Origin of the sequence: Paenibacillus sp. 2KB_22 (genome assembly GCF_052115745.1) — a bacterium.
GTDB lineage: Bacteria > Bacillota > Bacilli > Paenibacillales > Paenibacillaceae > Paenibacillus.
This window is the reverse complement of record NZ_JBFRHG010000001.1, coordinates 1062515-1074771: the sequence shown is the minus strand read 5'-3', so window position 1 is coordinate 1074771 and position 12257 is coordinate 1062515. Positions and strand designations below refer to the sequence as shown.

The window sequence follows — 12257 nt, the reverse complement described above, 5'->3', positions numbered from 1 at the left end:
TGACAGAATAAGCTTCCTAAGAGACGGAGGATGGGAATGAATATCGTTCAAGCTTTCCAGGAAACTGTAGTTCTAGGGGATCATCGGGGTATGATTGAGTTACTGAAAAACTACGAACAATCCAGAAGATTGTCTGTCCATGAACGAGGCTGGGTCTACTGGAATGTTTCTGATGGTTATGCCTTGTTAAGAGAGCCGGAACCGCTTTATGCCAATCACCGGGCATTCTTCGAATGGGGGAAAGAAAACCTTGCCCCTGAGCACTTACACTGGATCGTTTCGGATTCGACACAAGCGTTATCATTGTCCTTGGGAAACTATTTTGATCATTGGATTGATTGGTACCAATATGCTTGTGATCATGCACCTAAGCTGGATACCAACCGAGGTGCTCGATTCGAGAGCCATCGGGCTTTGGGTGGTTCGCTTTGGGTTTTGGAGAGGTACAGCGAAATGGACAGTGTGCTTGAAAATATGAACCAACTCATACAAGAAGATGAGACATGGTCCAATATTCTTTTTGCCCGGATTACATACAACAAACAACGTCTGGCTAGGCTTTATCATGCCGGGGACGTTGTCAGAGTTCAAGGTCTTGTGAACGAAACGATGGACTCGATTGATAACATCAATGTTGGAGCACTGCCCATTTCAAGAAAAGACGAAGTGGTCGGTAGCTGGGAGGATATTAATGTCTCCAGAAATTCACAGAGAGATATCAACATTGCGTTGAACAATCTGGCCTGTACTTTAACGGATATTGAAAGGTATGAGGAAAGTATGAAATTGTTCATGCAGATACAGGAACGTGGTCACCGCATGAATGCATATGGTTTTTCCAAATGGATATATTCGATCTGGAAGACAAGAGGGACTGATGCAGTTAAAGCGGCTTTAGCAGATAATGCAGCTTGTGAAATGGCTGATCTTGTCAAACATACTCCTGAACTATCAGAGATCAAAGGTTTAGCATGAGGTGATTGAAGTGGTAAGAGGTTTGCACAACAATGTGAAAGGAGTGATGTGATATGAGAAACAATACGAATCTGAGTAGAAGAAATGGAATTGCCGGAGGTGTTTTAGTCTAGCACAGAGGAATCAAGGAAGCGTTCCGAGGGATTCCTCTGTGTAAATATCAAGAGGAGGAATTCAAACTATGATTCATTTAAAACGTGTCTCGGTAGATAATTGGTATGCATGTACTCAACTGGAAGTATCTGAAGAGCAGAAAAAGAGTTTTCCCGCGCCGGTTGTATATTGGATTGCTGAATCCAAGGTAGTGGAAGACTTTCAACCCATGGCCATCTATTTTGATTCTGATCTGGTTGGATTTACTGTGTACTCAGAGAAGGCGGATCATGAGGATAACTATTGGCTTCTTGCTCTAATGATAGATTCCAAATATCAGGGCAGAGGTTATGGAAGAGAAGCCCTTAAGAAGTTGATTGATCTGATGCAAGAATCGCTGAAATGCAAACGCATCATGATTGGACACAGGCTGGAAAATGATATTGCCGGGAAGCTGTATGAATCGTTTGGTTTTCACCGAGTAAGTGAAGGGCTGATTGATGGCGAAGTTGTTCGTCTTCTAAGATGCAAGTAGTGTCAAAACACACGCGATTCGGATCGTAGAGGAGGTTGGTTGATTTGAAGCATTTACAGAGTATTTTCTCATTACTCTTTATCATGTTAGGCATTGTGATTATTACAATCTCGAAAATGATTGAAGAGGTAATTCCCAAGTTAGGGTATGCAGCATTCCAGTCAGCAGCAGCTGGCAGTTATACTCCGAGTGATTATCAAGTGAATTTTGCACTGAATTATTGGATAGGCGCGATATGTATTTTGGGTGGAATGATCTGTTTATTGACTAGAATGAATTGGGTTCAGCACTCCATACGTGAAATGAATAAAAGAAACAGAGCTTTTGATGAAACTGATAATTATGACGATACAAGAGAACTGAAATAGGATATGATATGACATAAAAAAGAAAGGGCAGATCAACATGATTACATTCCAATACTTTGAACCGGAAGATTTTGATCAACTAATCGAATGGAGTGGAGATGAAGCGTTTCTGCTCCAGTGGGCTGGCCCGCAGTTCCATTATCCACTTTCCAAGGAACAGCTAGCGGATTATTTGCAAGGTGCGAATGATAAGAACACTTCGAATAAGTTCATTTATAAAGTGATGGATGAATCAACTCAAGAGATTGTGGGCCATATTGCTCTTGGCGGTATCGATCGATATAATCGTTCAGGACGTATCGGTAAGGTGCTTCTTGGTAAGCCATATCAGGGTAAAGGCTATGGAAAGCAAATGATCGATGAGGCACTTCGAATTGGATTTGAAGAGGAGAAGCTACACCGGATTAGTCTGGGTGTATTTGATTTTAATGTCTCAGCCATCCGATGTTATGAAAAAGCGGGCTTCGTACAAGAAGGACTTATTCGTGATGCGAGAAGACATGAAGATACATTCTGGAATCTTATCGAGATGAGCATATTAGAAAACGAATGGAAGAAATAGCTTCTCAAAAGGGCTCATCATACTTGAGAGGAGGTTTACCCACTCGCTATGCTGAACATACTGAAAAAGCTGACTTTTTGGTTTGTCATTTTCTCGCTAACCGTATGTTTCATTAATCTATCAGGGAACGATGATAAGAATATTCTGATTTATCTAACGAATCCTTTAAATCCGTTGCTGAATGACTGGTTGACCAAAATAAATACAAATCCAGAGACGACTTCATTTTTCAGGCCGTTAATATACCTGTTCCATTTGATTTTTTGGGGCGGAGTGGGGTTCATTCTGGATCGGCTCATTATGAAGCTTAAGCGTAATAGGTAGATATGAACAACTCTCAGAAAAAGGTCATCTTTCTTTAGAAACACTTGATGAACGGATGTAATAACTACGTGTACGAAAATTTAAAGGGGGGATGTTCGCTTGTCATCTGAATGACAGGCAGACATCCCCTTAATTATTTACTTCCTTCCTGATTGATTACAATGATCCCCGTATCAATAAATTCCTGCACGGGCAAACCGTCGCTTGCGAGTAACAAGGTCTCCATCATTTTGGCACCCCAGACTCCCTCATTCTGCGAAATAACGGCAGACAATTGACCGTTGAGCAACCCGTTTTCACTGGTCGGGCTGTCACCGAACGCGATCAAATGCCGGTTAAGGCCTTTCGCTTTCCAGATCAGGGTAGAAGCAGAGACGGAAACAAAATCGAGTCCGATAATCGCATTGAAGTGAGGGTGAGCTTGAATCATGTTCTCCATATCGGACATGGCGCGATCTTCATTCCCTTGATGATAACGAACCTCCAAGATTTCGATGTCTGTTTCACTGCGGATGTAGTCAATGAATCCATTAAGCCGCTGCTGCAAACCTTGCATCTCCTCCAAACCATTCTCGACAAGAATCATGCCTTGATTATTCAGAAGTCCTGTAGTCGTCATCGCGAACTGCTGGCCAGTGCGATAGTTATCAGCGCCCACATAAGCGATTCGATGACTGGATGGGACATCTGATTCAAATGTAATGACAGGAATACCCGCAGCTTGGGCTGCATCAATAACGGGTGTAAGTGCAGCAGCATCCACAGGAGATATAGCTATCCCGTCCACATGCTGTTTGATCATATTCTCCATGATACGGATCTGTTGTTCGGTATTGGCTTCATCAGGTGCGTTTACAATTAATGTGATATTGTGTTTCCCTGCATACTCCGTTGCATCCTTCGTGATCATCTCATAGGTTGGATACGTCATTGGATAAATAATACCGAAAGCTTTGCTCGCTGCAGATTTCTCTACAGGTGAAGTTGCAGGAAGTGATGCAACCATTTGCTGTGGATGAATGTGTGCGGAACCGGATGAAATGATCATCGGGAACAACAGTATTAGTGTAAGTAAAAGTGCAAATCTGACTTTACTCATACATCGGCTCTTTTCTCATATCTGATGGTCTGGCCTGCGATTCCTCGGTTCCTTGCGTTCGGTATTCTCTTGGCGTAAAACCTGTTATTTTCTTGAATATATTGGAAAAATAATGAGAATCGTTGTAACCGACTTTGTAAGCAATTTCAAAGGTTTTGTTGCTGGTCGTTTTCAGCAGCTCTTTGGCTTTACCGATTCGAATCTGGGTTAGATACTCCGTTATCGTTTGACCAGTTTCCTGACTAAAAATCTTGCTTAGATGACTTGGACTGATTCTTACGTGTGCAGAGATCATTTTCAGCGAGACCTGTTCGTTATTGTATTCACGGGATACATAGGCTTTTACCTGATCAATGACATCACTGTATTTTCCGGAGCATGCTGCTCTTCTTTGCCATAACAGGTTAAGCAGGGAACACAGATATTGGGTGCAATCCTCCCAGCACGTAATCTTCCGGATCGTCTGCTGCAGGGAAGTAATGTTCTCATCCGAATGGTCACTCATGCGGAACAGCTGATTTGCAAGCCGAAACGACTCCAACGTAAGATCATTCAACAGATAGAAACCATACGATGAGGACTTCCAGTCGAAGGACTGTAATGGAGCGGCAAACTCCTGCACAAAATGGTCACGCAGATTGGGGCTGCCGATTTTGAGAAATTCAAGAAACGAATTCCTGTCGAGAAAAAGAGTCGTTTGCTCATCCAGGTTAATTTCACGTAGAGAAGCTCTGTTCTGAAGGGTAAGCCGGGTAATATATTTATCCTCCTCCGCTTCCAGATACGAGACATGAATGCCTTGCAACCGCTCTTGTTGACTGCCAATACCCAGAATAATATTACATTTGAACATATGCTCCAGCTCCATACGAACCCGCCCGCGAAGCTGCTCCAGATATACGGATATGTTCTCATCGTCATTATACTTGAGCAGAAGCACGATCTCCGTCCGGCTTCGAATATAAGGAAGAAGTTCTACGTGGGGATCACGAGTTTCCTCCAGTACGGGAATCAGCTTCTTCATCATGGATTCCGAATCCGGGGAATCCTCTGTTAATCGAACGTCGATAATGACAATGGTGTAATACCTGGCTGAGAGAGGAAGTGCGAGTTGTTTGGCTGATTCAATCGCATCGGTTGTACCGATGAGTCCCCCGCACAAATCGGCCAGCAGTTTTTCCTTGGTGATCGTTCGGCTTGTCATGCGTTGTTGTTCTTCATCCATTTGTTTGCTGACCTTATGAAGCATCTGGATTAGCTCTGCTGCGCTAATGGGCTTTAGACAGTACTCGGTCACACCGAGTCGGATGGCCTCCTGGGCATAGCTGAATTCATCATGACCGCTCATGATAATGATTTTGATATCAGGTTGCTGATTGCGAACGATGGAGGTCAGTTCCAGTCCGTTCATAAATGGCATTTTAATATCCGTAATCAGAATATCCGGTGCCCATTCATGAATTAAAGGTAACGCAAGCTCGCCGTCGGGTGCATCCCCGCAATAGCGAAAACCTTCCTTTTCCCAATCAATGCAGTTGCGTATATTCTCCCGAATTCCAATTTCGTCATCCACAATCATGACTTTTTTCAACGGTTAACCTCCTTGCTTCTGGGGATACGAATCATAAATGTGCTTCCTTCCATATACGTACTTTCCATTTCAACGCCATAAGCTGGTCCGAAATAAAGCCGAATCCGGTGATGTACATTGAGCAGACCGAATCCGCCTTCCTGCTCGTCATCTTGGGGGGAACGGGAACCTGCCGGTTTCTCCAGCTCTTCACGTAATTGAGCCAATCGATCCGCAGACATGCCGATTCCGTTGTCTTGTACGGTGAGAATGATGCTATTTTCCTCAATATATCCGTGGATGGATATACGCCCTTGACCGCGTTTGTTCTTGATCCCATGATATAGTGCGTTTTCAATCAAGGGCTGCAGCGTCATTTTCAGAATGGGATAATCCTGAAGCTCACGGTCAACGCTGATCTCGTAGGTGAGAATATCGTGGTACCTCATCTGTTGAATAACCAAGTAACTTCGCGCATGCTCAAGCTCGGTTTGAATGGATACCCAGTCAAATCCTTTGTTCAGACTTAAACGAAAGAACTTCGAGAGGGCCTGCACAAGTTTGATTACATTTTCTTTTTTCTCTGCTTCCGCCATCCATAGAATGGATTCCAACGTGTTATAGAGGAAGTGAGGGTTGATCTGAGCTTGCAGCGTACGTAGTTCAGCTATTTTCACCTGTTCATTCTCTCGAATACTCTTTTCGATTAATGTTTTGAGCTTATCCAGCATCACATTGAAGCTTTTGCCCAGATCAGCAATTTCGTCCGAGCCGTGTGGTGTGACTTTGGCCTCCAAGTAACCGTTTGCAGCTTTACGCATCTTGTTCATCAGAATCCGGATGGGAAGAATCAGTCGATTATTCAGGAAAAAATATAATGATATTGCAAAGAAGGCACTTAACAAAACCGTGATGATGATCAATTGGCGAATGCTATTGGCCTCTGCAATGATTTCCTGATAAGGAGCTACCCCGATCATTTTCCATCCGGTCTGTTTGGAGGTGCTGTATACAACGAATTGCGGCTTGGATCCTGCGGACAGGATAAAGCTGTCATGCTGCAGATGTAAGGGTATTGATCGGATCTGATCCATCATTGTTATGGATGCCGGGGTGGCATCCGGCCTGAAAAGAGTATTTCCGTGTTGATCACTGATGTAGAAAAAACCTGAATCCTTAATGGGGGTGCTCGTCAAAAAATCATCAATAAACGAATCATTCAAATCAATTACTATAAATCCGATGACCTCGTGCGTGATTCGTTCTTTGACTGTGGTTATAATTGAAAGCGCATTCTGTTTAGGGTAAGCAAATCCATCCAGCCTGTTATATTCAGCATAGGCTGCAGAATGAGGGATACGCAGAATGGCATCCGGATACTGTATCAAATACTTGAAGTAAGGGTTACGCAGCGGATTCCGTTCCAGCTTGAACACACCTTTTCGTTCACTTATGCCTTTACCATAGAAATTCACGAATGAGATATTAAGTACCTTGTCATACTTGTAAGTTTCCCGATATAGATTGTAGGTCTGAAGGATGGCTTTGGCTTCCGGGTAGGACTCTGATTGAGAATAAAGGTATTGAAGCACTTGTGGATTCTTGCCCAGTTCGAGTAGCCGTTCCGTATCCTCAAACAAGATATCAATGTTCCTGGCAAGCTGGTCGGCGACCAGTTGTGTTGAGGCCTTGTTATGATTGGATACAACCGTATAGGATTTGTGGTAAGAAATCAATCCAACCACGATCAGTGGTACTGAACTGAGGATGATAAACATGCTGAGTAATTTAAGCCTGAGGCTTGAAGCAATCCACTGAATGAGTTTCAACGTATTCCACTCCATCTGAAGGGATCGAAAATGTACCATTAGTATAACATGATTTTTAGATATTTAAGAGAATCACTAAATACTACACAATTAAACAAAGAAATTACACGTTCTAGATCTCCGTTTTTGAAATTGCTAAATTATTACATTAAAAAAACAAGATACTCCATATAAGCTTGAAATGAAAGCGTTCTATAATGTGATCACACCACAAGGTGAAATGAAAAAGGGAGGATCACAACATGCGAACCAAAAAAAAGTGGGGACTTGCCATAACATTGGCTATGGTGATGCTGGTTAGCACGGCATGCAGCAGTACTAATGGAGGAGCAGGCTCCGATAATGAAACTTCAACAAATGGCAATGGGGGTACACCTGCCAGCGCCAAAACAATTACACTTGGTTTTTCACAGGTTGGTGCAGAGAGTGGCTGGCGTTCGGCGAATACCAAGTCGATTCAGGATTCAGCCAAAGAAGCAGGCTATGATTTGAAATTTTCGGATGCGCAGCAAAAGCAGGAAAATCAGATTAAAGCTTTGCGATCCTTCATCCAGCAGAAGGTGACGGTGATTGCTTTTTCTCCTGTTGTGGAATCCGGTTGGGATACCGTATTGAAGGAAGCGAAGGATGCAGGCATTCCCGTAATTTTGACGGACCGTGCTGTGGATTCCCCGGATAAAACCCTCTACAAAACCTTTATTGGCTCCGACTTCGTAGAAGAAGGACGCAAAGCAGGTCAGTGGCTTAGTGACCAATACAAGGACACACAAGACGAGATCAATATCGTTGAGCTGCAGGGCACTACAGGCTCCGCACCGGCGAATGACCGTCAAGAGGGCTTTATGGAATTGATTGCTTCCAATTCAAAGCTTAAAGTGATTGCTTCACAATCGGGTGACTTTACACGTGCCAAAGGCAAAGAAGTCATGCAGGCTTTCCTCAAAGCACATAAAAAAATCGATGTTCTCTACGCACATAATGACGATATGGCACTTGGTGCAATTCAGGCCATTGAAGCGGCAGGACTGAAACCAGGCGTAGATATCACCATTATCTCGGTTGATGCCGTGAAGGATGGGATGCAGGCTGCTGCTGATGGCAAAATCAACTTTATCGTGGAATGTAATCCGTTGTTAGGACCTCAATTAATGGAAGCGGTTCAAGCGGTAGTGGACGGGAAAGAGATCGAACCCCGAATCGTAACGGATGAGACAACGTTCACATCGGAGCAAGCCAAAGAAGCATTGCCAACACGCGAATATTAAAAGCAGATTCGTATAACACCGAAAAGTCATTTTTCGACCAGGCTGTCGCTAAATGACTTTTTTCCATAACAAAGGAGAGGGTTATATGGCCGAGCAAGCACCCATTTTGCAAATGACAGGCATCACCAAACAATTTCCCGGCGTTAAAGCGCTGTCCAGCGTCAGCTTTCGCTTGTTTCCGGGCGAGATTCATGCCTTGATGGGTGAGAACGGAGCGGGAAAGTCGACACTTATTAAAGTTCTGACCGGCGTTTATTCCATTGATGAAGGAACGGTAAGCATGGATAACCGGGATCTTTCGATCTCCGGTCCGCTTGAAGCGCAAAAGGCGGGAATCAGTACCGTTTACCAGGAGGTTAATCTTTGCCCGAACTTAACGGTTGCTGAGAATATTTTTATCGGGCGGGAGCCGATGCGATTTGGCAAAATCAATTGGAAGCAAATGAACCAAGATGCGGAGAACCTGCTGCGAGACAGATTACATCTGTCCATTGATGTTAAGGCTCCTTTACAGAATTACTCGGTCGCGATTCAACAACTGATTGCGATTGCAAGAGCACTCAGCATCTCGGCCAAAGTGCTCATACTGGATGAGCCTACATCCAGTCTGGACAAAAACGAGGTTCAGCAACTGTTTCGAATTATGCACAAATTAAAGAGTGAAGGTCTCGCCATTCTTTTTGTTACTCATTTTCTTGATCAGGTATACGAAATGTCGGATCGTCTAACGGTGCTCCGTAATGGGGAATTGGAAGGAGAGTACATAGCCGCAGAACTTCCACGCATGGAACTGGTGCTCAAGATGATCGGCAAGGAGCTTGAGGTGTTAGAGGAGCTTCCGAAGGAAACGGATGCTGCCCAGGCGGAGTCGGGAGAACTATTAATTACCGCCAAGGCACTTGGACGAAAAGGCGCCATTGAGCCGTTCGATCTGGACATTCGCAAGGGAGAAGTCGTGGGCTTGGCTGGGCTATTGGGATCTGGTCGTACCGAGATCGCTCGCCTCTTCTTTGGTGCAGATCGTTCGGACGAAGGCAAGCTGCTCGTTGTGGGTACAGGAAGTACGGTCAAGTCGCCGCGTCATGCGATTGATCAGAATATTGCCTTTTGCTCCGAGAACCGTAAAACCGAAGGCATCATCGATGATCTGACCATCCGGGAGAACATTATTCTGGCTTTACAGGCGACACGCGGCTGGTCCAAACCGATCTCACGCAAGAAGCAGGATGAGATCGCCGAAAAGTACATCAACCTGTTAAATATCCATCCGAAAAACCCGGAGCATTTAATTAAAAATCTGAGCGGCGGTAATCAGCAAAAGGTGCTGCTTGCCAGGTGGCTACTGATGAACCCGGATCTGTTGATTCTCGATGAACCTACGCGTGGCATTGATATTGGTGCAAAGACTGAAATACAGAAGCTGGTGCTCTCTCTGTCGAAGCAGGGCATGGCCGTGCTATTCATTTCGTCCGAGTTGGAAGAAGTGATTCGTGTCAGCCAACGGATTGCTGTACTCCGGGACCGCAAAAAAGTGAAAGAACTCAGCGGGGAACAGATCCATCAGCAGCAAATTATGAAAGCAATGGCAGGAGGTTAAAGAGATGGCGGGCAAGATGCGTAAACATCATTTGTTTTGGCCGTTATGTATGCTTGGTTTACTTTTAATCTTTAATTTGCTGTACTCTCCGGATTTCTTCTCCCTCGTTATGCGTGAAGGAAATCTGTATGGCAGCTTGATTGATATTCTCAATTTTGGAGCGCCTTTGATTCTGGTATCGATCGGCATGACACTTGTCATTGCGACCGGAGGCATCGATTTGTCCGTGGGCTCCATTGTCGCGATCTCTGGTGCCGTAGCTTGTATGAGTATCAGCAGAGGAGTAGACCAGAATTCCTTGGGGCTTGTGTTGGGTGCACTCGGATTATCGATGGGTCTCTCCCTGATCTTGGGCGTATGGAACGGGGCGCTTGTTTCGATTGCTCGAATTCAGCCCATTATTGCGACGCTTATTCTGATGGTAGCCGGACGTGGGATTGCACAATTGATTACGAGTGGACAGATTATTACGGTATCCAATGCAAACTACGCCTATATCGGGGCTGGTTCGTTAGCAACATTGCCTTTTTCCATCTTCATCGTATTAACAGTCCTGATTGTGGCCTCTCTGTTGACGAGAAAAACGGCACTGGGACTGTTTATTGAATCGGTCGGAAGTAACGCGAGCGCGAGCCGACTAGCAGGTATTCGTTCCAAAACGGTTATTCTCACAGTTTATGTCTTCTGTGGTCTGTGTGCCGGCATTGCTGGGCTTATTCTCAGCTCGAATGTATCCAGTGCGGATGGAAATAACGCGGGTCTGTGGTATGAACTCGATGCCATTCTTGCTGTAGTGATCGGGGGTACTTCGCTCAATGGTGGACGTTTCTATCTCATGGGTACCGTCGTTGGAGCGCTGATTATTCAAACCTTAACAACGACGATCTATATGATTGGCGTTCCACCAGAAGTTACGTTGGTTGTCAAAGCCTTCGTTGTATTAGCCGTATGTTTGATTCAATCTGATTCCTTCCGCAATTCCATGGTGATCCGTTGGAAAAAACGGAAATATCCAGCCGAACAGGGGGTTAACCGCCATGTTTCTTAATCGTAAGTATCTCCCGGTCTTTGTCACTTTCGGCTTGCTGGCCGTGATGTTTGCCATAGGGTCTTTCAGGTACACGGGATTCTTCTCCACACAGGTGCTGCTTAATCTTCTCATTGATAACGCATTTCTGATTATCACGGCAATTGGCATGACCTTTGTCATTGTATCAGGAGGAATCGACCTGTCGGTTGGTTCAGTCATAGCGCTGACAACCATTATTAGCGCAAGTCTGGTGGAGAAGCAGGGCTGGTCACCTGCCATCGTTATACCGATGGTGCTTGTGATGGGTGCGTTATTTGGCACAGTTATGGGGGCGATCATCCACTATTTTAAAATTCAGCCCTTCATCGTGACGCTGGCCGGCATGTTTTTGGCGCGTGGGCTGTGTTATGTCATCAGTCTCGACACCATTACCATTACGAATCCATTTTACACACAGGTAGCACAGGCGAAAATTTCCCTGCCAGGGGGCAGCTTTGTCTCTATTAATGTGATTATTGCTCTGGTGATTCTACTGCTCGCGATCTACCTGGCACATTACACCCGGTTCGGGCGCAACGTTTACGCCCTTGGCGGAAGCGAGCAATCCGCGCTGCTCATGGGATTGCCGGTTGCACGTACCAAAATCCTGGTGTACACGTTCAGCGGTTTGTGCTCCGCGCTTGCCGGTGTCGTCTTCACCTTCTATATGTTATCGGGTTATGGATTACACGCCATGGGTCTTGAACTCGATACCATTGCGGCTGTTGTGATCGGAGGTACCTTGTTAACAGGTGGTGTGGGGTACGTGGCGGGAACCTTTATTGGCGTATTGATCCAGGGGGCTATCCAAACTATAATTAGCTTCGAAGGCACGCTCAGTTCATGGTGGACCAAGATTGTGATTGGGCTAATGCTGTTTGTTTTTATTTTGTTCCAACGACTTCTTAGCGGGCGGCGAGTATCCTCGAAATCACTGCATTAAGTGGATCGAATGAAATGATATTGCACAC

11 protein-coding genes are annotated in these 12257 nt (G+C 44.9%); 8 read left to right on the top strand and 3 right to left on the bottom strand.

Features of this window, described 5'->3' with window-relative positions; translation table 11 throughout:
* The first annotated feature begins 36 nt into the window (after positions 1–36).
* The 4 genes from AB4111_RS04425 to AB4111_RS04410 all read left to right on the top strand — a co-directional run bounded on the left by AB4111_RS04425 (position 37) and on the right by AB4111_RS04410 (position 2533).
* Positions 37–975 (top strand): hypothetical protein, encoded by a 939-nt coding sequence (locus AB4111_RS04425; protein WP_442030632.1) that lies wholly within the window; start codon positions 37–39, stop codon positions 973–975.
* Between the two features lie 181 nt (positions 976–1156).
* Positions 1157–1603: a GNAT family N-acetyltransferase gene (locus AB4111_RS04420; protein WP_442030631.1), complete on the top strand. Its 447-nt coding sequence runs from the start codon at positions 1157–1159 to the stop codon at positions 1601–1603.
* A gap of 44 nt (positions 1604–1647) precedes the next feature.
* On the top strand, positions 1648–1971 hold the full coding sequence (locus tag AB4111_RS04415) for a hypothetical protein (RefSeq protein WP_442030630.1): 324 nt from the start codon (positions 1648–1650) through the stop codon (positions 1969–1971).
* 37 nt (positions 1972–2008) lie between these two features.
* Complete coding sequence (locus AB4111_RS04410; protein ID WP_124114168.1) at positions 2009–2533, top strand: GNAT family N-acetyltransferase; 525 nt, start codon at positions 2009–2011, stop codon at positions 2531–2533.
* A gap of 457 nt (positions 2534–2990) precedes the next feature.
* Here AB4111_RS04410 and AB4111_RS04405 read toward each other — a convergent pair whose 3' ends face one another.
* From AB4111_RS04405 to AB4111_RS04395, 3 genes are read right to left on the bottom strand one after another with little or no spacing between them, the layout of a single operon-like run.
* Positions 2991–3956 (bottom strand): sugar ABC transporter substrate-binding protein, encoded by a 966-nt coding sequence (locus AB4111_RS04405; protein WP_442030629.1) that lies wholly within the window; start codon positions 3954–3956, stop codon positions 2991–2993.
* Positions 3949–5547, bottom strand: coding sequence for a response regulator (locus tag AB4111_RS04400; RefSeq protein WP_442030628.1), 1599 nt, complete (start codon positions 5545–5547; stop codon positions 3949–3951). Before AB4111_RS04400 ends, AB4111_RS04405 begins: the two co-directional genes overlap by 8 nt.
* Positions 5544–7355, bottom strand: a complete 1812-nt coding sequence (locus AB4111_RS04395; RefSeq protein WP_442030627.1) for a cache domain-containing sensor histidine kinase — start codon at positions 7353–7355, stop codon at positions 5544–5546. Before AB4111_RS04395 ends, AB4111_RS04400 begins: the two co-directional genes overlap by 4 nt.
* 242 nt (positions 7356–7597) lie before the next feature.
* On the opposite strand from AB4111_RS04395, the gene AB4111_RS04390 reads away from it, so the two are divergent.
* The 4 genes from AB4111_RS04390 (at position 7598) to yjfF (ending at position 12229) form a co-directional block, all read left to right on the top strand.
* Positions 7598–8620, top strand: a complete 1023-nt coding sequence (locus AB4111_RS04390) for a substrate-binding domain-containing protein (RefSeq protein ID WP_442030626.1) — start codon at positions 7598–7600, stop codon at positions 8618–8620.
* A gap of 85 nt (positions 8621–8705) precedes the next feature.
* On the top strand, positions 8706–10217 hold the full coding sequence (locus AB4111_RS04385) for a sugar ABC transporter ATP-binding protein (RefSeq protein WP_442030625.1): 1512 nt from the start codon (positions 8706–8708) through the stop codon (positions 10215–10217).
* A gap of 4 nt (positions 10218–10221) precedes the next feature.
* The gene (locus AB4111_RS04380) at positions 10222–11265 is read left to right on the top strand and encodes an ABC transporter permease (protein WP_442030624.1); all 1044 of its coding nucleotides are present in this window, start codon (positions 10222–10224) and stop codon (positions 11263–11265) included.
* Positions 11255–12229, top strand: a complete 975-nt coding sequence (yjfF, locus tag AB4111_RS04375) for a galactofuranose ABC transporter, permease protein YjfF (RefSeq protein WP_253434138.1) — start codon at positions 11255–11257, stop codon at positions 12227–12229. Before AB4111_RS04380 ends, yjfF begins: the two co-directional genes overlap by 11 nt.
* Positions 12230–12257: the final 28 nt, after the last annotated feature.